This window comes from Paenibacillus sp. ALJ109b, assembly GCF_010747435.1.
GTDB lineage: Bacteria > Bacillota > Bacilli > Paenibacillales > Paenibacillaceae > Paenibacillus > Paenibacillus taichungensis.
The window spans coordinates 26213-50328 of record NZ_JAAIFP010000037.1 but is presented as its reverse complement, the minus strand read 5'-3'; the positions used below and the strand labels follow the sequence as shown (position 1 = coordinate 50328).

The 24116-nt window shown below is 48.1% G+C and carries 21 protein-coding genes; 1 reads left to right on the top strand and 20 read right to left on the bottom strand.

Going from position 1 to position 24116, the window contains the following annotated elements; genetic code table 11:
- Nucleotide 1 precedes the first annotated feature (1 nt).
- The 20 genes from nadA to pth form a co-directional block, all read right to left on the bottom strand.
- Nucleotides 2-940, bottom strand: coding sequence for a quinolinate synthase NadA (gene nadA, locus G3352_RS29030; RefSeq protein WP_024633731.1), 939 nt, complete (start codon nt 938-940; stop codon nt 2-4).
- 295 nt (nt 941-1235) lie between these two features.
- On the bottom strand, nt 1236-3281 hold the full coding sequence (ftsH, locus tag G3352_RS29025) for an ATP-dependent zinc metalloprotease FtsH (protein WP_163761484.1): 2046 nt from the start codon (nt 3279-3281) through the stop codon (nt 1236-1238).
- A gap of 101 nt (nt 3282-3382) precedes the next feature.
- Nucleotides 3383-3922, bottom strand: coding sequence for a hypoxanthine phosphoribosyltransferase (gene hpt, locus G3352_RS29020; protein WP_024633729.1), 540 nt, complete (start codon nt 3920-3922; stop codon nt 3383-3385).
- 53 nt (nt 3923-3975) lie between these two features.
- A complete protein-coding gene (gene tilS / locus G3352_RS29015; RefSeq protein ID WP_163761483.1) occupies nt 3976-5415 on the bottom strand; it encodes a tRNA lysidine(34) synthetase TilS in 1440 nt (479 codons plus the stop codon).
- 44 nt (nt 5416-5459) lie between these two features.
- Nucleotides 5460-6407, bottom strand: a complete 948-nt coding sequence (locus tag G3352_RS29010; RefSeq protein WP_024633727.1) for a serine/threonine protein kinase — start codon at nt 6405-6407, stop codon at nt 5460-5462.
- Nucleotides 6391-7143 (bottom strand): vWA domain-containing protein, encoded by a 753-nt coding sequence (locus tag G3352_RS29005; protein WP_076292125.1) that lies wholly within the window; start codon nt 7141-7143, stop codon nt 6391-6393. The genes G3352_RS29010 and G3352_RS29005 overlap by 17 nt, the downstream gene beginning before the upstream one ends.
- 85 nt (nt 7144-7228) lie before the next feature.
- Nucleotides 7229-9736 (bottom strand): stage II sporulation protein E, encoded by a 2508-nt coding sequence (spoIIE, locus tag G3352_RS29000; RefSeq protein WP_175382519.1) that lies wholly within the window; start codon nt 9734-9736, stop codon nt 7229-7231.
- A gap of 502 nt (nt 9737-10238) precedes the next feature.
- Complete coding sequence (locus tag G3352_RS28995; RefSeq protein ID WP_017691357.1) at nt 10239-10769, bottom strand: S1 domain-containing RNA-binding protein; 531 nt, start codon at nt 10767-10769, stop codon at nt 10239-10241.
- 198 nt (nt 10770-10967) lie between these two features.
- The gene (locus tag G3352_RS28990; RefSeq protein WP_076292123.1) at nt 10968-11303 is read right to left on the bottom strand and encodes an FtsB family cell division protein; all 336 of its coding nucleotides are present in this window, start codon (nt 11301-11303) and stop codon (nt 10968-10970) included.
- A gap of 12 nt (nt 11304-11315) precedes the next feature.
- On the bottom strand, nt 11316-11885 hold the full coding sequence (gene yabQ / locus G3352_RS28985) for a spore cortex biosynthesis protein YabQ (RefSeq protein ID WP_024633722.1): 570 nt from the start codon (nt 11883-11885) through the stop codon (nt 11316-11318).
- Entirely contained in the window at nt 11882-12166 is a 285-nt protein-coding gene (gene yabP, locus G3352_RS28980) for a sporulation protein YabP (RefSeq protein ID WP_053778920.1), read from the bottom strand. Before yabP ends, yabQ begins: the two co-directional genes overlap by 4 nt.
- Nucleotides 12167-12347: 181 nt before the next feature.
- Nucleotides 12348-12626, bottom strand: coding sequence for an RNA-binding S4 domain-containing protein (locus tag G3352_RS28975; protein ID WP_024633720.1), 279 nt, complete (start codon nt 12624-12626; stop codon nt 12348-12350).
- Nucleotides 12626-12898 carry an HU family DNA-binding protein gene (locus tag G3352_RS28970; RefSeq protein WP_017691362.1) on the bottom strand — a complete coding sequence of 91 codons (273 nt, stop codon included), beginning with the start codon at nt 12896-12898 and terminating at the stop codon, nt 12626-12628. Before G3352_RS28970 ends, G3352_RS28975 begins: the two co-directional genes overlap by 1 nt.
- 301 nt (nt 12899-13199) lie before the next feature.
- Entirely contained in the window at nt 13200-14693 is a 1494-nt protein-coding gene (yabN, locus tag G3352_RS28965) for a bifunctional methyltransferase/pyrophosphohydrolase YabN (RefSeq protein ID WP_163761482.1), read from the bottom strand.
- A gap of 253 nt (nt 14694-14946) precedes the next feature.
- A complete protein-coding gene (locus G3352_RS28960; RefSeq protein ID WP_163761481.1) occupies nt 14947-16647 on the bottom strand; it encodes a putative polysaccharide biosynthesis protein in 1701 nt (566 codons plus the stop codon).
- Nucleotides 16648-16838: 191 nt separating this feature from the next.
- On the bottom strand, nt 16839-17381 hold the full coding sequence (gene spoVT, locus G3352_RS28955; protein WP_076292120.1) for a stage V sporulation protein T: 543 nt from the start codon (nt 17379-17381) through the stop codon (nt 16839-16841).
- 319 nt (nt 17382-17700) lie between these two features.
- Nucleotides 17701-18837 carry a peptidylprolyl isomerase gene (locus G3352_RS28950; RefSeq protein ID WP_163761480.1) on the bottom strand — a complete coding sequence of 379 codons (1137 nt, stop codon included), beginning with the start codon at nt 18835-18837 and terminating at the stop codon, nt 17701-17703.
- The gene (gene mfd / locus G3352_RS28945; protein WP_163761479.1) at nt 18821-22348 is read right to left on the bottom strand and encodes a transcription-repair coupling factor; all 3528 of its coding nucleotides are present in this window, start codon (nt 22346-22348) and stop codon (nt 18821-18823) included. Before mfd ends, G3352_RS28950 begins: the two co-directional genes overlap by 17 nt.
- A gap of 278 nt (nt 22349-22626) precedes the next feature.
- Nucleotides 22627-22857 (bottom strand): anti-sigma-F factor Fin, encoded by a 231-nt coding sequence (gene fin, locus G3352_RS28940; protein WP_024633714.1) that lies wholly within the window; start codon nt 22855-22857, stop codon nt 22627-22629.
- Between the two features lie 98 nt (nt 22858-22955).
- Nucleotides 22956-23516 carry an aminoacyl-tRNA hydrolase gene (pth, locus tag G3352_RS28935; protein WP_163761478.1) on the bottom strand — a complete coding sequence of 187 codons (561 nt, stop codon included), beginning with the start codon at nt 23514-23516 and terminating at the stop codon, nt 22956-22958.
- Between the two features lie 363 nt (nt 23517-23879).
- Between pth and G3352_RS28930 the strand changes: the two genes are divergently transcribed.
- Entirely contained in the window at nt 23880-24080 is a 201-nt protein-coding gene (locus tag G3352_RS28930; RefSeq protein ID WP_024633712.1) for a hypothetical protein, read from the top strand.
- The last annotated feature ends 36 nt before the right edge of the window (nt 24081-24116 follow it).

Here is a 24116-nt window from a genome sequence, read left to right as displayed (position 1 = left end):
GCTACTTCACCAGTAACATGCGCTCTAGTGATTCTCTGGCTTTGTCGGCAACGGCTGGAGGCACGTAAATTTGTGGCTTCATCGTTTCCAGGCATTTAACCAGCTTTTTCAAATTATTGACTTTCATGTTCGGACATACGAGAAACTTGGTAGCAAAGTGGAATTGTTTATCCGGGCTATCGAGACGCAGTTGGTATCCTGTACCATCCTCAGTACCTACGATAAACTCTTTAGCGGACGAATTCTTACAATATTCCAGAATGGCGGTTGTGCTGCCTACGAAGTCACCCATCTCTACAACCTCAGGACGACATTCCGGGTGAACAACGAACTCGGCATTTGGATGCTTCGCTCTCATCTCAACCACGTCTTTGACCGTCAGCATATCATGGGTATTGCAGTAACCTTCCCAGATAATCATTTTCTTGTCTGTATGTTGTTGCACATAATGTCCCAGATTTTTATCCGGTACCCAGATGATTTCATCGGAATCAACAGATTGAATGACTCTGACAGCATTGGCCGATGTACAACAGATGTCGGTCTCTGCCTTGATCTCAGCTGAGGAATTGATGTACGTTACAACTTTGGCATTCGGGTGCTGTGCTTTCAATTTACGTAAGCCTTCAACGTTCACCATATCTGCCATTGGGCAGCCTGCACGCTCGTCGGGGATGATAACCGTTTTGTTAGGGGCAAGAATTTTAGCGCTTTCACCCATAAAATGAACCCCGCAGAAAACGATAACATCCGCATCGGTTTGTGCCGCCTTCTGAGCCAGCAAAAACGAATCTCCCCGGAAATCAGCGACCTCTTGTACCTCGTCACGTTGATAATAATGGGCAAGAATAATGGCATTACGTTCCTTCTTCAACTCCATCAGCCGCTCGCGCAGCTCCCGGTTCATCTCAGCCTTGCGCTCTAAAGCCAGAGCTTCCACCTGTGATCCTCTCCTTATCGGGACAGCCTTATACGCTGTTTCATATGGCAAATCCAAGTCGTTATTTTCGCTTGAGAAACGAATCACAAGCGGTTTAACACCTAATGTACACAACGTTCACGACTCTGTCAATAAATGAAAACGCCCCAGAACAAGGGCATAACCACCCATTTCCTACGTAGTTCGCCCTAAAGCTCCCGGTTATCATTATCTATACAATTTGAAGGATACATAAAAAAAGAGAGCCCGAAGGCTCTCCTTGTCATCTGCCACTACAGACAAATGGTGTTATAAATTAAGACGTTGGTTTCGTTCCACCATCATCCGGGTCATTGCTGTTTCCTTTGTCCAGATTCGGAGCTTCGTTAGGAATATCTCCGGCTGGCGGTTCAGGCGTTTCATCTTTGCCTTGGATACGGACGCGTACATCACCGATGTTGTCGATGATCGCTTCTCCGCCTTCGCTAGGCGTACCTTCTCCATCGTTGCTGTTCTCATCTTTTGGAGTCAGGGCACCTGTCTCGATCAATTGCTTGATCTGATCCATTTCCAATGTCTCCACTTCCAGCAACGTGTTCGCGATCAGATGCACTTCTTTGGAATGTTTAACGAGCAAGTCTTTACACTTCTCATAGCATTCGTTGATAAAGCGTTGCATTTCCTGATCGATCTCGTAAGCAATGGAATCTGAGTAATTCTGTTCATGACCGATATCACGACCCAGGAATACCTGTCCCTGCGAACTACCGAACTGCATAGGTCCCAGCTTCTCACTCATACCGTACTCCATAACCATGCTACGGACGATACCCGTCGCTTGTTGGAAGTCACTGTATGCACCCGTACCGATTTCACCGATAAACAGTTCTTCGGAAACACGGCCGCCAAGGAGTCCAGTAATTTTGTCCAGCAATTCTTGCTTGGTAACAAGCATACGATCTTCTTTTGGCAACATGATTACATATCCACCCGCACGTCCGCGCGGAATAATGGTAACTTTATGTACCATATCGGCATGTTCCAGGAAGTAGCCTACAATGGTATGACCTGCTTCGTGATAAGCAACAATACGTTTTTCACGGTCACTGATAACACGGCTTTTCTTCTCCGTACCAACAATGACACGGTCAATCGCTTCGTCTACCTCACGCATGGAAATATCTCTGCGATTACGACGTGCCGCAAGCAATGCCGCTTCGTTCAAGAGATTTTCCAGATCCGCACCGGAGAAGCCTGTTGTACGCTTCGCAATAATGTCCAGCTTCACATCTTTGGTGAGTGGTTTGTTGCGTGAGTGTACTTTCAGAACCGCTTCACGACCTCTCACGTCAGGGCGATCAACCGTGATTTGACGGTCAAAACGTCCTGGACGCAGCAAGGCAGGGTCCAGAATATCAGCACGGTTCGTTGCAGCAACGATGATAATACCTTCATTGGCTCCGAATCCGTCCATTTCAACGAGCAACTGGTTGAGTGTTTGTTCACGTTCGTCGTGACCACCACCAAGACCAGCACCACGCTGACGTCCTACAGCATCAATCTCATCAATAAAGATAATACATGGGGCGTTTTTCTTCGCATTTTCAAACAAGTCACGTACACGAGATGCACCGACACCGACGAACATTTCAACGAAGTCAGAACCGGAAATACTGAAGAATGGTACACCCGCTTCACCGGCAACAGCACGAGCGAGCAAGGTTTTACCTGTACCCGGAGGACCTACAAGCAATACGCCTTTAGGAATCCGTGCACCTACTGCTGCGAATTTACGAGGGTCTTTGAGGAAGTCCACGACTTCAACAAGCTCCTGTTTCTCTTCGTCAGCACCCGCAACATCTTCAAACGTAACCCGTTTCTTCTCTTCGTTATAGAGACGAGCACGGCTTTTACCAAAGTTCATTACTTTACCGCCGCCGCCTTGAGCCTGATTAAACAGGAAGAAGAACAGCAGAAACATAATGATCAAAGGAATAAAGGAAGTCAGCAACGTCAACCAGATGCTGTCACCTTTCATAGGTTCCTGATGATATTGGAATTTGTTCGTTTCGCTTGCAGTTACAAGCTCACTAATTGCCTCATCCGTAGGAGGAATATACGTTGAGAAATTTTCTGATTTGGCTCCGTCAGGCGTCTCCCTGTATTGACCGGTCACGAGGTACGTCTGACCGTTGAATTGAACCGTCAATTCAGAGACGTTGTTGGCCTTGATCGCCGCGCGCAACTGATCATATCTAGGATTATCGGTGGCTTCGCCGCCATTGCTGACGAACTGGACTATCCCCACCACAACTAAAAAAAGAATCAAATAAAAACCAGAATTCCGGATGAACCGATTCATCCCCTACCTCCTCTCGAGACACTTTAATTATTTTAACATAGCCCGACATGGCTTCTCAACAGAAGCCACCAACAGATATGGGCTTGGAACTAGCTTAAGCATTAGTTGCTGTAAACTTCCGGTTTCAGAATCCCGATGTAAGGGAGGTTCCGGTACTTCTCGGCATAATCCAGACCATAGCCAACGATGAATGCGTCCGGAATGTCAAAGCCGGTGTAATGAGCTTCAAGTTCGACCTTGCGACCTGAAGGCTTGTCAAATAGCGTAACCACGCGGACGGATTCAGCACCGCGGTTCTGCAAGAGTTCGATCAGATAACTGAGCGTGAGTCCACTATCAATAATGTCCTCTACAATCAGAACCTCGCGTCCCTCGACGGATTCATCCAGATCCTTAATGATTTTAACAACGCCAGATGATTTGGTGGAAGCACCATAACTCGATACTGCCATGAAATCCATCTCAACAGGTACCGTAATGTTCTTAACCAAATCAGCCATAAATATAAACGCACCCTTGAGCACACAAATGACCAAAGGATTGCGATTTGCATATTCGGCACTTATTGTTGCGCCTAATTCCTTGATTTTACTCTGAATTTCTTCTTCACTGATCAATACTTCCTGAATGTCGTTCTGCAACTGTGCGAACCTCCTAAGTTATACATATGAAAGCCTTACCTGAACCATAACCACTACCCCTGAATCGCTGAATCGCCTACAGTCATGTACAGGATTGCGGAAGTATCCTCCCTGACAGGAGCTACACTAGACCGGCGAACACCCGGTAACCAGATGATATTGCCTGCTCCATCACATACCACGGGAACCCGTGAACGGATAGAAGGGGGAATTTTCTCATCGATGAAAATATTTTTCACCTTTTTGCTTCCGTTTAATCCCATCACTTTCATGGTATCTCCAGGTAACCTTGAACGCACAACCAGCGGCATAAGCAGTTGATCCGCATCAAATGCGGCATGATCCGCCGATTCCGGTACATGATAGTCCTCGGGACTCATCGGAACGATCCGAACATGCCGGTCGATTTCCGCGAGAGAAAGCTCATAAGTTCCGCTCCATTGAGCAAGACGATATTCGTAAGATTGATCCTGTACGTCAGTCCGTATGCCGAAAGAGATCAGATCATACTCCCGGGTGCAGGCGAGTGTCTGTCCTATATCCAGGCTCCAGGTCGTCGCGTCAGGTTGAATAACCTTGCGGCGAATGGTTTCAATACGGGTAAAGTCGACAAAATCACTGTCCAAAGGCAGATAATTCAATATTAGTTTAATCAACCTTCGTTGTAAAGCGACATGTAACTTCAAAAAGGAAGGCACCTCAAAGGTTTGCCTTCCGCCGTTCGCCTGCACTAGACACCTGTATGCGTCATATGCACCTTGTTCCATGAAATCGTCTTCATCACCTACAATTTCGGCAAGTCGATTCAAAGACGGCGTTAACTGTCCATTATATTGCCCCAAAAAAGGAAGCACATCCAAGCGAATGGCATTACGCCGATATTTACGCAGGGAATTGCTTTCATCATTAAAATACAGAAAACCCTGGGTATTACAAGCTTCTACAAGGTCTGTCTTGTTTATACGAAGGCATGGACGAATAAGTTCCACATTTTTTTCTCGCCGTTTAAACTTCATTCCCGCGAGTCCCGAAAGCCCACTTCCTCGCAGCAAATGGAGCATAACTGTCTCTGCCTGATCGTCGGCATGATGGGCCAGTGCAATGCTCGCCGCATCGTATTTGGCAGCCACTTCATGCAAAAACTCATATCGCTTGTTGCGCGCAGCTTCCTGAGAGCCTTGACCGGTAAGCTTCATATAAGAAGGTACATCGGCCTTCACCCATTCAAATGCAATGCCAAGTTGATGTGCAAGATCCTTCATCATCTCAGCTTCATGATCGGATTCAATCCGAAAGCCATGATGTACATGGGCGCAAATCAATTCCAACGGAACATGCCTGGTACTGATCTCATACATGATATGCAAAAAAGCCACCGAGTCCGGTCCGCCCGATACTGCGACGACAATCCGATCCCCGGGAACCCATAACTGATGCTCTTCCGCTGCATCCAGCACATTATTCACCAGCTTGTTCCAGCGTAAAGCCTCCATACCTGTTCCTCATTCCTTACGTTATGTATATGCACTCTTACAGGTCAGAATCGCAGTGCATAGATGAGTACCCCAATAAGTAATATAACGGATACGGCAAATGCATTTTTGAGCCAACGCGGTGTTGTACTTTTGGAACGGCGACGAAGAGGAGAGGGGCGCGCCATCATCTCTTTCCAGACCTTAGCTGCGTGTCCGGCATCCTGGAATTGACCTCGTAATGCCTGAATAGTCCAGTTTCGAAAAGGGCGGAGACGTTCACTGCGCTCCACGAGAGCTGTGAGCTGGTTTACACTTCGCAGTTGAGGTAATCCCTCTGCAGCCAGCGCTTTGAGTGCATCAGCTTCAAGTACATGAATTAATAATAGCGCAAAAGCAAACACATCATAGGTACCATCTGCTGTTCGGCTGCCCGCATTCCAGAATCCGCGATCATACCATTCAGTAAACTGCTTGACGCTCCGGCCGATAGAAGTCACTCCGCCATAGTCGATAAGTTCTACTTGCCCATAATCCGATACCAGTACATTTTGAGGTTTGAGATCACCAAACACCCATCCAGCCTGATGCAATTGAGCCAGCTTCTGCAATAGTCTGAGTCCAACCAGAAGTGTCCAGTCCGTTCCCTGACGCCGAATGAAGTGGTGCAGAGACTCCCCCCGAACGTAACGCATCACATAAAAGGGAATATCACGACCACGAATGGCGTAGTCATCCACATCTTTCAGATAAGAAGGAATGCCACTCTGTCGAAGGGCCTCATGATTACGCTGTAATTGAAAAGATTTGAGCACATTAATTTCCGATTGCAGATCTACAGGGTCAAATCCCATTTTAAGCGCATAATGTTTGCCATTCTCACCCCGCTGGACAAGAAAAACGATGCCGTTGGCTCCTTTGCCCAGCAGCTTCCGAATCGTATAGCGGCTGCGATTCCATTTCCCTGTGATGACTGTTCCTGGCGGGAAAGAGGCGTCAGACAACGTTGTCACCGAGCATCCCTTCTCTTTCAATGCGATAGTTCCCTTCTATTTCCTGCTGTCCCTCCAGTGTACCATAACGGTAAAAATCAATCACCCTTTGAATCGCAGGACCTGTCGGCGTCGCTCCCTTCATCTGCAAACGTCCAAACAGCGAACGAACACGGCTCGGGTCAACTGTCCAGTCGATGTCCATGACAGCTTCTTCTCCGCTATGTCGCCCAGGAAAATGAAAGACGGAAAGATGGCTCTGACCCATACGTGCCTGCAAACTAAGCATTAAATCCCGAATCCCTTCCTCCACAGCTGCGAGCTTCGGCTTCATACTGGCACTTACATCAATGAGAAGCACGACTTGAAGCGGTGTTGTCTCCGCCATATCCTCCATCACTTCAACCACCTGTGCACGTTTAGCCGGTTCAAGGTCTGTTACCGTTTTGGGCTCGTGCTCTCCCAGAATTTGTGTTAACTCTCTATTAACCGCCTGTTGAATGGTCTGAACCACTGTTTTTCTTGTCATCATCTGCATCGTATGGGCAAGCTGTCTGGTGCCTACAATCTGACTGATTCCACCTCCGGCTTTGGCAATATCCTCGATCTCCCGACTGCCCAACTCACCAATGGTTCCATAATCAATAACACCGACCACATTGACCGTAATTCCCTCTTCTCGCGCTTCCGCCGCAGCCAGCACCGGGCTTGCACCTACATTGGAACAACCGTCGGTGATCAACAAGATTTGTTTCATCCGATATCCCTCCGTTTTGGGTTACTCTCCAACTCTATGACTAGCATTGCCAGAATGAAGAGACTTCAAACAGAGGAATATGCAATTAACTAACGGTACGTGGACGTTCCATCCGGCTTATTCCGGGGACTCTCAATGTCGCCCACTCCGGGCGATAATGTTCTATTTTGCCTACAATTACAGTCATGTCATCATAGATCTCATGTTGCTGATAACGAATAACACTTTCAAGCAGACAGTCTGCTAATTCCTGAGGATCGTCACTATCAATTTCCTGAATGAGCCGCTTCATCCATAGTTCTTTGTTGACGGCATACCCCGGCGCATCATAGATACCATCTGTCATCATAATTAAAACGTCCCCTGGCTGAAGCTGTACGGTTACCAGATCCACCTCAATATCTTTGATAATACCAATCGGCAGATTGCTTGCCGAAACCTGAATAACCTCCTGCCCTCGTTTAATAAAACTTGGAGTCGATCCGATTTTCATAAACGTGGTCTCTGCCGTATATTCATCGATCAGAGCCATATCCACCGTTGCATACATTTCTTCAGGAGAACGCAGCATCAGAACAGAATTGACCGATTTGATCGCCAGCTTCTCATCCATGCCCGACTGTAACAACTGCTCCAGTATATTTAGCGCAGCACTGCTCTCCATGCGTGCCCGTTCCCCATTGCCCATGCCATCGCTAAGCGCAACTGCAAATGTACCATTGCCTAGTTCAACCGTACTGAAACTGTCCCCGGACATCACATCTCCACCTTTGGCGGCGGCAGCAACACCCGTTGTTATCTCAAACGTTTTGGCAGAGCCAAAGGTAACTGTCGCCAGCCCTTGGCGAGGGTCGAGCATCGTCTCATTCAAGACGGCAATATGCTCGTCCAGTACATCCGAGATCAGCGGAGCGATCATTTTCCGGCACTCGTCAAATCCGCGTGTATAGGCATGAACAATCTCAATTTCCACATTCCCCGCTTCCAGATTAATGATTTCAATAGAATGTATGGACAGACCTAACGACTCAAGCGCATCTCGAATCTGCTCCTCTTGTTGTACCATCTCCTCACTTTCCCGTTGAATTTCTTTCGCCAGGTCCTCCATTACCTGGGATACCCCTGATAATTGCTCTGCAACCAGCTGTCGACTATCTATAATCTGACGTTTCCATTGCATGTTATGTTGATGCAGACCGTACTGGGCGCGCATCACTTCAAGTACCTCCTCCGGTTTCGCACATACCCTGTTCCATTCCACCGGAATCTGCTTGCCTGACATCTCCGGGTTGGCTTCAATGGAACTCATCACATCTGTCATATATTTATAGGTTTGAATAAACTTCGCATCCCAGCATTGGGCCTTCTTAAAGCAACCCGAACATGTCCCTTCGGCTACGGCATTCATGAAATGCTCCATCCCGCCCTCGTTCTGTACCGGCTCCCCCGCCCCAGACATCTGATCGAAGCTGCGTGACAACTGACGGAATACCTGCGAGAAGCGGGTAACCCGTTCTGCGGTGACATCCCGTATTCTCTTCGCATATTCATGCTGCGACTTCGTATGATCCTGCGTGCCAGGAACATATTTGGATATGGCCGTCAGCATACTTTTTGGCGTTAACATAAACAGAACAATGGCTGCACATGTCTCCCATAAAGAATTCATGACATCTCCCGGTCCACCCAGATATATGGATAGAATAGAGGAACCCAGCAGCATGCCCAGAGCAACAGCCGCACGTTTTCCTTCCCGGAGCATACCTGCCAGCATGCCAGCAAAAGCAAGCAGACTCATCTGATATACCGCCGACATATCGGCCAAACTCAGAATGAGACCAGTAATGACCCCAACCGAGGCTCCGAGGGGGGCTCCGCCCACCAGCGCAAAGATCAGAATGAGATACCGGGAGAGCATATGCTCTACAGACAGGGACTGGATCGTCCAGCCCACCGCCCCTGTCATCACGGAAGCCAGCAAGATGATCAGACAGAGGATCTCCTCGTTCTTTAGGTTGAATTTTTTTTTGCGATACGTGAAGATCGGTATGGCCTGTATGAAAACCAGGGTAAGCACAAAGCTGAGTACAGAATCCATCGTGAGCATTAACATGGCGTACCAGCTGAAAGACGGCCCAATAACGACGGCGAATAACTTGACCATAAAAGTAGTCGTAAACACCATCGTTGGCGCATAAGATAATTCAGCACGGTCATAAGACTCCAGTCCTCTGAACAACAGATAGAAGATTGCGAGCTCCGAAGCAACAATCAGAGGTACCGGAAACGGAGCGAAGAGACTTCCTGCCAGCAACGCAGCCCCTACCGGAATAATGTAATCCCTACGCATGAAGGCGATAACCGCAAAGTAAGCAATCGCAAAGGGCGATAATTCATTCAGAATCATGGCCTTGCCCAGCAAGAATCCCATAAAGGTAAGAAGCAGCACCCATTTACGTGCAGCAACGATCTGGACGGCCTTGCGGGAGCTAATCCACTGTTTGAGACGTACGGACAGCTCCTCCCGAGCTTCTGTACCTCCTTTACCAGCTTTCATTCCCGGAAATTGAATGACATTCCACTTTTCCATCATCCTCAAGGCACCCCATTCGATTAATTTAATTTTCGTGTTTCGTTCTCGATGGTTCTGATTATAGATAGAATAGAAGACGTAGTTTGTCACAATTGGTGGGTAGTGTCCAAAAACTTTACGACAAAAGAAACAGACGCGGCGCGGTGGTGCGAAACCCCCGGCCTTATTGTGGTTTCATCCATTTGCCACGACCCTTGCCGACAAGGCGCTTGTCTGATTTTGAACGGGACGCGCTTCGTCATCGCCACGATTTGAGCAGGATACCTGTGGAATGCCACGGAAACCTGTCGGTAAAAAATGGTAGACGACAAATGTTCTTATGTACTTTTTTTCCTGCGCAGAAAAACTGGGGATATGGAGCTCCACTTTACAAAAACGGCTATGAATCCAGTTAAATGTCTATATCTGAACGGTTAAACTCCAACATTAAAAACTAACGCAAAAAAACCGCTAGCCCTAAGGCTAACGGTTTTTCTTATATTTTAAATCAGGTTGAACCAGATTACACACGTTTGGCTCCGCGGCCTCCGCGTTTGCCTTCTGTGTTCTTCTTAAGCGAAGAGATCCGCTCTTCACTATCTTTCAGGAAGCGTGACATTTTATCCTCAAATGAAGGTTTGCCTGCTGCGGGCTTGAAAGAACGGCCTCCGCGGTCACCACGGTTAAATCCACCGCCGCCGCCACCACGACCTTGGCCACCACTTGGGCCTCCGCCGCTGAATCGTTCGCGATCTCCTCCACTGCGTTCCGGTCTAGGAGCTCTTGGGGGTCTGGACTGTGTTTGTTGCTCAACCGGTTTGTCAACAGCTTGCTTAATGGAAAGCCCAATCTTGCCATCCTTGTCAACGTTGATGACCTTAACGGTAACGAGGTCATTAAGCTTCAGGTGGTCGTTGACATCTTTGACATAATTGTCGGCGATTTCCGAGATGTGAACGAGACCCGTGACACCTCCTGACAGATCCACAAATGCTCCAAAATGCGTGATGCCTGTCACCTTGCCCTCTAACTTGGTGCCCACTTCAATTGCCATAGAATAAAATGATCCTCCCTTAAAAATATACAACCCGATTTTTTGAATGCCAAAATCAATGCTGTGCTAATTTAATTATACCTTATGCCGCAAACCAAGGTCAACTGAGCACTACCCCTTAAGGGAGCCTATTTTTTCCGGTATAACGGCTTCAGACATATAGATAACAATCCTTGCTCAATAATGAGCCAAATTACATCAGTTCCCTGACTCTTCAACCTGAATTGGTGTTTCCTCAGGCAGATAGTATCCTTTTTTCCGAGCCAGCTGTCCTATGTATTCGGGATCCTTCAACCGACTGACTTCGTACTTCAATTGAGCCAGCTTCTTCAACGTCTCTTCCTTTGAAGATTGCTGGGCAGCCAGATGAGAACTCTTGTCCGAAATTTGCGCAGTCTGCACAAGGAACGTATATCCTGCCCAAATGATAAACACAACCATAAAGGTCATCCATAGCATGAGACGCCTTTTGGCACCTGCAGATTTTCCTTGGCCTGCTGGAGCTTTTGATTTGTTCATAGGTGTTTTACCCATTATCGGACCTCCTTAAAACCAGCGTTTCCACATCGCTGCGATACTTGAACCCGCACGGATCAGGAAGCGTGGCGTAACCCAATGTTTCAGGATTGGCCTAAACATCCAGCGGAACAACTTGCCGAAAGGTACCAAACATTGCAGCACCAGCTTACCCAGGAATAACAGTATGGCGAGTACGAAACCAAATAATACGCGCACTAGCTTGTATAGTCCTTTAGCGGGCATAACGATCAGGATGTTAAGGATATGTCCACACCAATGAATCAGCGTTCTTGCGAGTTTAATTAACATTACCACAAAACGCTGGGTTGTAACACTTAAAAGCCAAAAATAGAAGCAAACCCCTATAATAAGCCCCAAAAAGACATAAAACCGCAGCTGTCCGTGGTTCCCGGCGTACAGCATCCGGAAGACGAACAGCGCGGAAGCGACCCAATACAACAGATCTAGCGTGTGGACGCTCCATCTCGGGAACCGCAGCTGACCGGACAGTACCCGGTAACTGTCGTAGGCCATCCCCATCACGGCTCCCGACATCAGCATCCACATCAATGTGATCCATTGAGTATCCGGACTCATCGGAACATCTTGCCGAACAGGCCTTTACCGTTTTTGGACTGAGAACCGGGGTCCAGATATTGAAGAGAACTGACAGTGCCCTCGATGGATAATAAACCGTCCTCCAGGCTTAGGTTTTTGATATGTAAATTGTGCCCCCGGATGGTCAGATGCCCAAGTTCAGTTTGCAGCAAAAATTCCTCACTGTCGAAGCTCTCCACATTGGAGACACCCGTCAGATCCAGCAGTTTCCGATTCTGCATGCTCAGATGATGCTGTTTCGTCTTACTTTGCTCAACCATGGCATGTACCCCTCCTTCTTAACCCTAGCTTATGGATCAGAAGTGCAGAATAGAACCAAGGTTGGATGAAAGCAACTGTCCGGATATCGGTGGAACACAAAAACGCCCTTCCCTGCACGGGAAAGACGTTTCTCTTCATTTTGCAATGAATTGTTGTAAAAAAGTATATCAGGCATCCCTGTTACCAGTTCAGACCGTTATCCTTGGCGATCGGCTCTTCCTTAACCAAGGTGTAGAGGCTGCTCGCCTCATCCTTCTTGGTACTCTCGGCAAGACGCTCCACCTTCACGGTGACCAGCTTTTGACCGAACTGAACCGTAAGCTCATCGCCCACTTTGACAGCGGCGCTTGGCTTCGCTTCACGTCCGTTCACCAGCACACGTCCCTGTTCGGAAACGTCCTTGGCTACGGTGCGGCGTTTGATCAGCCGAGAGACCTTCAGGAATTTATCAAGACGCATTATTTTACGGCTTCTTTAAGTTTGTTGCCTGCTTTGAACGCAGGAACGGTGGACTCAGGAATCACGATTTCATTCCCTGTTTGTGGGTTACGTCCGGTACGACCGGAACGTTTGCGGGTCTCAAAAGTGCCAAAGCCGATCAGTTGTACTTTGTCTCCGCTGGCAAGTGCATCTGTAATTTCTCCCAAAAAGCCGTTCAATACGGACTCAACGTCTTTTTTAGTCAAACCGCTTTTGGTGGAAATGTTGTTAATCAGATCTGTTTTGTTCATTTTTAAAAGCCTCCCAAATTGAAAAAAAAGTATCTGCGAATCCGTGACAACAGATCTGCTGCTGCTGGCTCCGCGCAAGGTTACTACACATGTATTCTGGCTTGGCATCTGAAATCCTGCCTCGGTCTTCGACTTTTTTTCACTTTTTGTCGGTCCTGCCCAAGAACAGTCTAAGTCCAGTACCCGAAACACCTCTCCGTTAATCACACGCTTTCTTGTGCAATTCGCTCGAGATGATTCGACAACGATACGCATGATGCAACTAATGATATCGGATCAGCGCCCAAAATGCCAGAACCCTTTACAATCCAGCCTTTTTCGCTGCCTGCCAGTATTGCTCCATTTCATCGACATTGCTGTCTGACGGAGTTCTTCCCTGTTCACGTAGACGCTCCTCAATATACTGGAAACGCTGAATGAATTTCCGATTGGTGGCGGCAAGCGCCTCCTCCGGATCTGTATCAATAAATCTCGCAACATTGGCAGCTGCAAACAATAAATCGCCCAGTTCCAGCTTCCGCTCTTCCGCAGACTGGTTATGCTGTACCGCTTCTTTTAGCTCTGTTAGTTCTTCCTCGATCTTGGCAAAGACACCTTCAACGTCATCCCAATCGAAGCCAACTTTGGCCGCTTTTTTCTGTAATTTGTACCCTTTCATCAAGGCAGGCAAGTCACGGGGAATACCGTCCAGCACAGAAGTCTGCCGTAGATCCTGTCCCTTGCGCTTTTTCTCCTCTGCCTTCATCTGTTCCCAGTTTTGCAACGCTTCATTCGCATTCTCTGCCTGTTGTTCACCGAATACGTGCGGATGACGGAAAATTAGTTTGTCGTTCAATCCTTCAATAACATCGTACACGTTAAATGTGCCAACCTCTTCTTCCATCTGGGAGTGCAGCAAAATCTGCAACAGGAGATCACCTAGCTCTTCCTTCATGTGATCAGGATCATCCTCATCGATCGTTTCAATGACTTCATAGGTTTCCTCAATCAGGTTTTTGCGGATCGACTGGTGGGTCTGCTCCTGATCCCATGGACAGCCGCCTGGACTGCGAAGAATATTGACGATTTCATGCAGTCGTGCGAAGGAGCGCCGACGAAGCGCGTCATCCGTATTTTTTGGCACATATATCAATGAAAGATTACCGTACCCTTCAATCCGGTCCAGATCATGCAGCGGCACCTTGTGTATGATCTCCTGTCCCTGTACACCCAAGGCATGTCCTACAAATACCGGATAATCGTCAGGGTAAACGTCCATCAGGCACAGTTTTACGTCAGAAGCGGTAAACACATCATATACTTGACCAATCAAGGTATGAAGCTGCGGCTGCACCAGTTCCGTATTCAGACTGCTGGCATCGAGGAGCTGAAACCCTTCAATAGGATCGAATCCAAGACGAATAAACGCCTCATCCAGAAAGCTTTCCCCGCCCATAACGCGCAGCGAAATGCCCATTTGTGGGCAGCGCTCCTTCAACAGGCGTACACTCGCTTCAGCGACCATGGGATGCCCTGGCACGGCATAAACGATCTCGGTACCCGGCTCACCCTTGCGTGCGGCCTCAATCAGCCGGTCTGCAATTTCGTCGTACACTTCCGGAAAAGAATCCTTCGCCTCATAGATGGCATCAAAGGATGTCATCTCCAACCCTTCCTGCTTGAGATCATTCAATACGGGATGATCCAGTGTGCGTACATACAGCGTCGCTGCATGTTTCATTTTTTTGATGATTCCTACCGTCAGCTGATCTGCATCTCCAGATCCAAGACCGACTACTGTCAAAGCTGCACTCATCTTTATAAGCCTCCATCCGAACTATCCTGTCCCGACTTTCCATCCTTGATCAAAACCAACTGAGGATGGGTCATACATAGTACAGAACAGGGCTCTATAATTACACGTATTATACCAGAATTAGACGTTATCCTATAATTGCATTTGCATATGACACGGTGTGACTCATTCAACCTCCGCTGCTCCGCTTTAGAGGGCGAGAGCCGGGGTGAATGGACGGCGTGGCGCTAAGTGTAGCAGCGCAACGCGAGGGTTAGCGCAGCACACGCAGTCTGTGCAGCAGCTTGGCTAGCAGCGGCCCCAGCTTGGGCACGGCCGCCAGCTCTGCGGCGGTCAGCAACCCCGTCCGGGCGGCGGCCAGCAAGAACACGGCCGAGCCTGCAGCTATGCCAAGCAGGCTCACGCCCATCGCGGCCAGCCTGCGGTCGGCCGCGATACCGATGCCGCCGAGCACTGCTTCGGCGGCCCAGGCCATGCCTGCCGCCGCCACGCTCATGGCGGCGATCACAAGCGCCGGCTTCGCCAGGACGGCGCCAGGGGCCGGGCGCAGGGCGACAAGTCGCGCCAGCAGCGCCACATTCAGGCCAGCCGCCAGCATGTAGGCGACTGCGCCTGCCAGGGCCGCGCCGCTGATGCCCAGCGCCGGCACAAGCATGACGTTCAGCAGCGCCTTGACGCCTGCGGCGGCCAGCATGCTGAACGCAGGAGCGCGCACGGCGCCGAGGCCTTGCAACAGCGCCGCCGCGATAATGCTGACGGTGCTGCCCGCAGCCGTCAGCGCCATGTACCGCAGGGCTTCGGTGCCTGCGGCATCCCCGTACAGCATGCGGTTGATCGGCTCTGCCAGCACCGCCAGACCTGCGGATGCCGCCAGGCCGATCAACCAGAACCAGCGCAGCGCAAGGCCTGCTTGCTGCCTCACCGCTTCTGGCCCGCCTTTCAGCCGGGCTTCGGCCATCGCCGGAATAAAGAGCACAGACAGCGACGTGGCAAGCATCGTCACCAACTGAACCAGCGGCAAGCCCCGGTTGTAAATCCCGAAGGACACCATAGATTGAAGCTCATCCAGCCCTTCTCGTCTTAATAACCGGGGTACCGTAAAGGTATCCACCAGATTCATTAATGGCACGGCCAGTGATCCGAGACAGACCGGAATGGCATAGATCAGTAGTGTGCGAATCCATTCACCGTTAGATCGCCGATCTTCAGACAGAAGGGTGCTCCCCCCGCTGCGGTGCTCTTTGTTTTTCTCCATTTGCCCAACTGTCTCAGCACTTTTCATAACAGCGGGCTTTTCCCCATTTTTCCGTCGATGATGGTACATATATCCAAGCATTGTAACTAACCCGGCAAACCCTCCTGCCACTGAACCAATCATAGCTCCAGCTGCTATAGTCTCCAATGAAGCGTCCCGTCCCATGAGCCACAACAACAGAACAATCATCACCGTGACCCGTACAGTCTGCTCTACCACCTGGGATACCGCTGTAGGCACCATTTGCTGCAACCCCTGGAAATATCCGCGCAAGCCTGTCATCACCGGTACAAACAACAATGCCATCGAAGCTGCCCGAATGGATGGCACGACACTTCCGTTACCAATTAGATTTCCAATAAGCGGTGCACCTATATACATCAACAAAGTCAGCACCAGTCCAATTCCACCGAGCAACATCGAGGACAAGCGTATAACCCGCCTGCCTTCTTCCGGTCGACCAAGAGCATTCTGCTCGGCTACGAATTTGGATACAGCCACAGGCAGCCCTGCAGCAGCAATGGTAATGATTAGCATATAGAAAGGGTACACCGTATTGTAGATGCCAAAGACACCGTCTCCCCCCAGATTCTGTAGCGGAATCTTCTGAAAAGCACCAATGATTTTGGATATAATGGCGGCAAGCCCAAGTACAAATGCGCCCTGAAGCAATCTTGAGCCTGTAGACAACTGTTTCATATGTCCCTCCTGCGTATGTCCATGCATTCTTTCTCCAAAGTATACCTCGTTATTATACCTGTCCAAAGGCGCACAGACTAACCCTTCCAGGTATCCTGTCCTTCAGGACATCATCCACACGGTCTACAGCTTCCCTAAAATGCAAAAACTCCTGGTTGCCTTCAGGGCACCAGGAGTTGATCTGCTTTTTTTTATTGCTCCATCTGTTTGCCAAGGAAACCGGCAGCCGTCTCAGACATTTTGATTTCCATTTGAGACATCTTCACCGATTCATCCTTGTTGAAAAGGATAACCGTTCCGATGGGGTCACCACCCGAAATGATTGGGGCGATAACAAAAGACGATAACGTCTCGTCATGATCTTTGCTAAGCTCATAAGAACCATTGTTGGTCTCCAAAATCGTCTTCCGGTTTTCCATACAACTCTCCACCAGTTGACCTACCTGCTTGTCCAGATACTCTTTCTTGGAACCGCCTGCGACCGTAATAATCGTATCGCGGTCAGAGATCATCGTTACATGGCCTGTACTTTCATACAGCGATTCTGCATATTCTTTGGCAAAATCACCAAGTTCGCCAATCGGCGAGTATTTTTTAAGAATAACTTCTCCATCACGGTCCACAAAAATCTCAAGTGGATCGCCTTCACGGATACGTAACGTACGGCGGATTTCTTTCGGAATGACCACTCGACCGAGGTCATCTATACGGCGGACAATACCAGTAGCTTTCATTTCACATGTTGCCCCACTTTCTCGAGAAGATTTTTCAACTACTGTTCCTTAATGGGTAGAGGAAAGTCCCAGAACGTTTAGTGTGATATCTTGACCATAGTATTCATCTGTTCCCATTTCCTTATACATACTTTGGAGAATATAGTTGTGTAAACTTCCACAGAAGGCGACCATGTACCCACTTTGCTCCATAGATACAAGGAAAAGCAAGAGGGAGGCCTTAAGTCCCCCTCTTGCTTTTCTGTATGGTTGTCCATATTTGAAGCGTTCAGTGTATCACCTAGACAAACGTATTGGCTAGATGTACGCATTCGCTATCTTACTTACCGCTTGTATCTGTACTTTCATCTGTTTTTGTATCCTTGTCGGTTCCAGTTGTTCCTTGATCCGTTTTGGTATCGGTACCTGCATCGGTTTTTTCACCCTCAGTACCAGTTCCTGTACCGGTTGTGCCTTCAGTAGTACCTTCTTCAGCCTTGTCTGTTTTCGGCAGTTTTACTTCTTTTACGATTTTGTCCAGTTCGCTGGTCATGAATGTATCGATCTCAGCAGCGGCCAATTGGCTTTTGAGTGTTTCTTTTTGCTCAGCAGTCAATTTCGTGTAATCCGCTTCTGTACGTTTCTCCACTTTCATAACGTGATAACCATATTCAGTCTCTACAGGATCACTGATTTTGTTCAATGGTAGCGTTTTGGCTGCTTCCTTGAACGCATCTACCCAGCTGGCTACAGGTGTATCTTCATACAATCCGCCTTTTTCTGCAGAACCTGTGTCTTCGGAGTATTTCTTCGCAATTTCAGCAAAGTCTGCTCCGCCGTCCAATTTCGCTTTCACTTCTTTCGCAAGTTTCAGAGCATCTTCCTTTTTACGCTCTTTTTGCGTTTTTGGATCAGTAAAGTTGATCAGTACGTGACGAACAGACGCCGTTGTGAACTGATCTTTATTTTTCTCAAATTCAGCTTTAATCGCATCTTCAGTAACGCCAGTTTCTTTGTCCTTAATTACCGTCATGATGCGAGTCATGTAATCCTTAATGTTCTGGTCTGTCAGATTCTGAGCTTTCAGCATCTCAGTCCATTGGTCAGCTTGAACAGAAGCTTTCATTTTGTCGAATTGTTCTGTCGCTGTTTTTGCACCTTCGGTTTTGGCTGCATCACTTGCTTTTCCACTCAAATATTCATATGCAACTTCCTGTTTTACCAGGTACTCCTTGAAATCATCCATATCCATCATTTGTGCATATTCCGGATAGAGGAATTTCATGACCCGTTGCTCCATGTCAAATTCATTGGCTGTAATTGTACCGCCTTCATACGTAGCGACTACAGCACTTGTATCCTTCGTTTCCGTTGTCGCTTCTTCCTTCTTGCCACAAGCAGCAAGCAGTGATAGGGACAGTACTGCTACCATACTCACAGACAGTACTTTCCCTACTTTTTTATACTTTGCTAACATCCTTTAGTTCCCCCTTTGATTTAAAAGCACTTTTCATGGACTCCAGAAATTTCTCTACCAGCTCCATCAGTTGCTTGTCCCCAAGCCCTTTGCCCTTGACATGAATAAGCATATGGGGTCCTTGTTCAAATTGTACACGTCTTTCGAACTGATTTCCAATGTGTGCGATTTTTGAGAGCTCAAATGCATGTTCTCGGCCTTCATAGAACTTCACTGTAAGATCATCTCCGCGTTGGGAGATGGATTCAATACCGTAGATCTTGCCATAGACTTTCATTCTGGCCACCGCCAGCAGATTAATCACGGCTTCCGGCAGATCTCCGAATCGGTCAACCAATTCGTCTTCCAGTTCCATTGCATCGTCGAAGGAGGCAATAACCGCCACTTTTTTATAAATTTCAATCTTCTGAATACTGTCATAAATATAATCAGACGGCAAGTACGCATCGATACTGAGATCCAGCGTTGTGTTCCACTGATCGGATGGCACCGGCTCTTCGCCAAGCATCGTAACTTTACGTTTGTTAATTTCCTCTGCCAGCATCTGAGAATACAGATCGAATCCGACAGACGCAATAAAGCCGTGCTGTTCAGCTCCGAGCAGATTACCCGCGCCGCGGATCGACAAATCACGCATCGCGATCTTGAATCCCGAACCCAGTTCGGTGAATTCCTTAATCGATTGCAGACGTTTCTCAGCAACTTCGGTCAGCACTTTGTCCCGTTGGTACGTGAAATAGGCATACGCGATCCGGTTGGAACGTCCCACCCGTCCACGCAGCTGGTACAGCTGGGAAAGACCCATTTTGTCCGCGTCATGCACGATCAGAGTATTTACATTAGGAATATCCACCCCGGTCTCGATGATGCTAGTGCTGACGAGCACGTCATATTCACCATCCAGGAAGTCCAGAATGGTTTTCTCCAGTTCCGTTTCCGACATCTGGCCATGCCCCACACCAACCTTGGCCTCAGGTACCAATTCGGAAATTTCCGCAGCCATCTCTTGAATTCCCTGCACACGGTTATACAAGTAGTAGACCTGACCGCCACGAGCCAATTCACGCTCAATCGCTTCACGAACAAGCGCCTGACTGTGTTCAACGACATACGTCTGTACCGGAAAACGGTTTTCTGGCGGTGTCTCGATAACCGACAGATCCCGAACGCCCAGCATGGACATGTGAAGGGTACGCGGAATCGGCGTCGCTGTCAGTGTCAGCACATCCACGTTTGTTTTTAGCTTTTTCAGTTTTTCCTTGTGCGTTACACCGAAGCGCTGCTCTTCATCTACAATTAACAGGCCAAGATCCTTGAAGACTAGATCCTGTGACAATAACCGATGAGTACCAATAACGATATCGACGGTGCCTGCCTTAATGCCTTTGGCTGTCTCGTTCTGTTCTTTACGTGAACGGAATCGGCTAAGTACATGAATGTTGAATGGATAACCCGAGAAACGCTCACGGAACGTTTCATAATGCTGCTGTGCCAAAATGGTGGTAGGGACTAATACAGCAACCTGTTTCCCCTCGATGGCAGCTTTAAATGCAGCACGGATCGCAACCTCGGTTTTGCCGTAACCGACATCCCCACACAATAAACGGTCCATCGGACGATTTTGTTCCATATCCTTCTTGATTTCTTCGATGGCACGCACCTGATCCCGTGTCTCATCATAAGGGAACATGTCCTCGAACTCTTGCTGTTCCGCAGAGTCTTTGTCGAAGCCGAAGCCTTTTGACGTCTGGCGTTCCGCATAAAGCTTGATTAGATCATCAGCAATATCCTGTACAGATGTGCGGACTTTATTTTTAACCCGTGTCCACTCATTACCGCCCAGCTTATATATTTTCGGCTCTTTCTCTTCCGAACCGACATATTTCTGAATTAGATCAATCTGCTCAATCGGTACAGACAGTTTGTCTCCACCTGCATAGAGAATATGCATGTAATCCTTGTGAATACCGCCAACCTCAAGTGTGCCGATCCCGAGATACTTACCAATCCCGTGATTCTGGTGAACGACATAATCGCCCACTTTCAGCTCACTATAGGATTTAATGCGTTCAGCATTGTCCACATTGCGAATCGGTTTGCGCACTTTGCGCTGCTTCTGTGAGAACATCTCGCCTTCGGTAACGACAGCCAGATGAATAGAAGGCATTTCAAAACCGGTTTGCAGGTTGCCAATAAGCATCTCCGGCTCAGGGATATCATAGTCCATGAGTACTCGGCGCATCCGATCGAGTCTTTCCTCACCGTTAGCCAGCATGAGCACCTGAACTCCGGCTTTCTGCCAACGCTCCATCTCTGCTTTGAGCACGTTCATCTGACCATGAAAGTCCTGCATTCCACGGCTGATAAAGTTGAGGATATTCTGCGGCTGGGTATGAGGAACCTGACGCAAAAAGATGGACATAAACAGCGTCTGGAATGGACGTTCATATATCAGATCATCCCCATCCGCCGACAGATGCAGGTCCGGAAGGGTCTTCCCGTTTTGCATCAGATGCAGATTCCACTCCGACTCATCCCGGTCAAGCTGTTTCGACGTCTCTGCGAGCCTTGCTGGCTCGTCGAGTACCAGCAACGTATCTTCTGGCATGTAGTCGTAGATCGTCTTGTTTTCCGGATAGAGCGGTGAAATATATTTATACATTTCGGAGAAATACACATGCTCCCGCAGAAGTTCGATCTCGCGATGAATTTCTTCTCGCAGACGCAGTTTCGCCTGCCGATCCGTCATTTTCTCCAACTGTTGATCAAGCAAAATAACAGCTGCATCGGCAGCCTTCTCCATACGTTCGCGATCTGCAATTAACTCTTTGCACGGCAGAACTGTCACTTCATCAATTCGTTCAATGGAACGCTGGTCTGCAGGATCAAATGTACGAATGGAATCGATCTCATCATCGAATAATTCCACACGATACGCAATGGACGATGTGACTGGATAGAAGTCAATAATTCCACCACGCACGCTCATCTCGCCGCGTGATTCTACACGCTCTACACGTTCATATCCGAGCTTCACCATCTCCAGCAGGAATGAATCGAGCTCCAGCGTTTTGCCTTGTTTAATGGTAATCTGAGCATTAGCCATCACTTCTGGAAGTGGAACATAGCGCCGTACCCCGGAAAATGGGATAACAACAACGCCCCTGAATCCCTGGGCGCAACGGACCAACACGTCAATACGCTGACCCAATGTTTCCGGGCTGGAAACAGCAGCTTCAGCGGCAACAAGTTCGTTGGCAGGATAGAGCAGCACCTGATCTGGTGAAAGCGCTTCCTGTAAATCTTCTGCGATTTTTTGAGCGGAAAACATATTGTGTGTCACAACGAGCAGGGGTCTGTTCATTTCCTGATGTAAGGCAGCCAGCATAATCTGACGCGCCGAACCGGATAAGCCCGAAACCAATTGCTCTTTCATACCGGATGTAATCCCGGCCGTAATGGATCCGAAGTCCGGATCTTTGGAAAAAGCCTGTATAAGTGCTTGTAACAAAAGGGGCACCTCTCTTATAACTTACTTGAGTATCTCACGCCTGCGCGCAGGTTCACCACATTAGAAATTGGATACAAATTCCTTTTTGTCCCGTTTCATCATAAAGGATTAATCGCTTCTTTGCCACATCCGTTTGATGTAGCTGAAAGGTAATTTGGATATAGTCTGGTTTCATCCCAACTGAAAAGAAGCCTCAGCAGGCTGCCAAGGCTATAAAGGTGGAGCGGTATTCCGCAGCCACCATCATCTGTCATAAGTTCTTGCTGCGGACGAGTTAATTACTGAAGCGGACTCGCAAGCAGGCTCAGCTCAGGATTGAATTCCAGAGCTTCTTTGCAATAATCACATGTAATCCGAACGGTTATATCGCCACCGGAATTATACGCTATTATATCCCTCCGCTCGTCGGGGGTCAAGAAATGAAAGCCTAATTGCGCTTCCGTTATCCGGGCAGAATCGATTCGTCCAATAAAAGTACGGCAATGCCTACACACATAATTCACTGACATGTTTATGCCTCCTGAACATGGTTTATACGTCCAGTATGCCCATTAAGACCGAATCGAACCCGAATCTTGATCATTTTCCCAGTGTCACTTGCAGCGGTTCATCCGTTGAACTTGGCCATCGTCTGCTCAAACGTATGATCCAGACTATACTCCAATGCATCACAGGTCTGTTCGATCGTTTGTTCGAGTGCTTCCTTTTCGTTCTTCATAAACTTCGACAGTACGTAATCTACAATGGCATGTCCCGGTTCTGGTCGGGATATTCCCATCCGTACCCGGTTAAACTGCTGAGTACCGGTATGCTGGATAATGGATTTGATTCCATTGTGACCACCTGCACTGCCTTGGTAACGCAATCTGACTTTGCCTGTTTCCGTGTCCATGTCGTCATAGACGACAATCAGGTCTTCCAGACTAACTTTATAAAAATCCATATAAGTCCTTACCGACTCACCGGACAGGTTCATAAAAGTCATTGGTTTAATCAGCACCGTTTTGACGCCACCAATTACACCTTCTCCAATCAGCGCCTTGCATTTGCTCTGCGTTATGGAGATATTATGCCGCTCTGCAAGTCGATCAAGTGCCATAAAGCCGATATTATGACGGGTTTTAGCGTAGTTCGGGCCTGGATTTCCGAGGCCGACAATCCACTTCATCTTGTTCCCTCCTTCGGATCAGCCTAAGGTGAAGCATAGACTTCGAATGTTATATTTCATATAATATCAACAAAGTGAGATTCGAATTGGTTATATAATTTGAACGATTATTACACCTAATCACTCCGATTGCAGTACCATCTTTCGATCGCTCTTATCCCCAGATTTTCTTTATTCCCTTGATCCAAGGGAAAAATCCGGTGATAACAGATGCTTCCGATGTAGCTTTCTTGCAGAAAGCTTTCAGGCGCACGCTCCGCTTCTTCAGATTGGTTCTGCACTCTCCGTTTTGGTGTAAACGCCAGTTTCAACTTATATCATGTTTACAGCTTTTATTCATCAACCCAGGAAGGTGAGCGGGTTTTGCGCGAAGACAACGGACAACTGACTCAACATAGCGATTTTATCTATCATCTGGAATATCACGTACCTGTACAGGTATATGACCGCGACACCCATATTGAGATCGGACTAATCACACGTTTCGATAATCAATTTGTCGAAATTGCCGACACTCTTTTTCATCGGCGCCGGTTCCGTTTTATCTCCCGCCCCGGATATTAGAAATTCGGCAGGCACTGTTTCACTCCCAATATAACG

Excerpts from the sequence above, each read along its gene's own strand:
- yabQ (WP_024633722.1), bottom strand. The coding sequence starts at position 11,885 with ATGAGTCCGGATACTCAATGGATCACATTGATGTGGATGCTGATGTCG.
- G3352_RS28950 (WP_163761480.1), bottom strand. The coding sequence starts at position 18,837 with ATGTTAGCAAAGTATAAAAAAGTAGGGAAAGTACTGTCTGTGAGTATG.
- ftsH (WP_163761484.1), bottom strand. The coding sequence starts at position 3,281 with ATGAATCGGTTCATCCGGAATTCTGGTTTTTATTTGATTCTTTTTTTA.
- fin (WP_024633714.1), bottom strand. The coding sequence starts at position 22,857 with ATGTCAGTGAATTATGTGTGTAGGCATTGCCGTACTTTTATTGGACGA.
- G3352_RS28995 (WP_017691357.1), bottom strand. The coding sequence starts at position 10,769 with ATGGCAATTGAAGTGGGCACCAAGTTAGAGGGCAAGGTGACAGGCATC.
- G3352_RS29005 (WP_076292125.1), bottom strand. The coding sequence starts at position 7,143 with ATGAAACAAATCTTGTTGATCACCGACGGTTGTTCCAATGTAGGTGCA.
- tilS (WP_163761483.1), bottom strand. The coding sequence starts at position 5,415 with ATGGAGGCTTTACGCTGGAACAAGCTGGTGAATAATGTGCTGGATGCA.
- yabP (WP_053778920.1), bottom strand. The coding sequence starts at position 12,166 with ATGGTTGAGCAAAGTAAGACGAAACAGCATCATCTGAGCATGCAGAAT.
- G3352_RS28975 (WP_024633720.1), bottom strand. The coding sequence starts at position 12,626 with ATGCGTCTTGATAAATTCCTGAAGGTCTCTCGGCTGATCAAACGCCGC.
- spoIIE (WP_175382519.1), bottom strand. The coding sequence starts at position 9,736 with ATGATGGAAAAGTGGAATGTCATTCAATTTCCGGGAATGAAAGCTGGT.
- G3352_RS28960 (WP_163761481.1), bottom strand. The coding sequence starts at position 16,647 with ATGAAACAGTTGTCTACAGGCTCAAGATTGCTTCAGGGCGCATTTGTA.
- G3352_RS28990 (WP_076292123.1), bottom strand. The coding sequence starts at position 11,303 with ATGGGTAAAACACCTATGAACAAATCAAAAGCTCCAGCAGGCCAAGGA.
- G3352_RS28970 (WP_017691362.1), bottom strand. The coding sequence starts at position 12,898 with ATGAACAAAACAGATCTGATTAACAACATTTCCACCAAAAGCGGTTTG.
- pth (WP_163761478.1), bottom strand. The coding sequence starts at position 23,516 with ATGAAGTGGATTGTCGGCCTCGGAAATCCAGGCCCGAACTACGCTAAA.
- spoVT (WP_076292120.1), bottom strand. The coding sequence starts at position 17,381 with ATGAAAGCTACTGGTATTGTCCGCCGTATAGATGACCTCGGTCGAGTG.
- yabN (WP_163761482.1), bottom strand. The coding sequence starts at position 14,693 with ATGAGTGCAGCTTTGACAGTAGTCGGTCTTGGATCTGGAGATGCAGAT.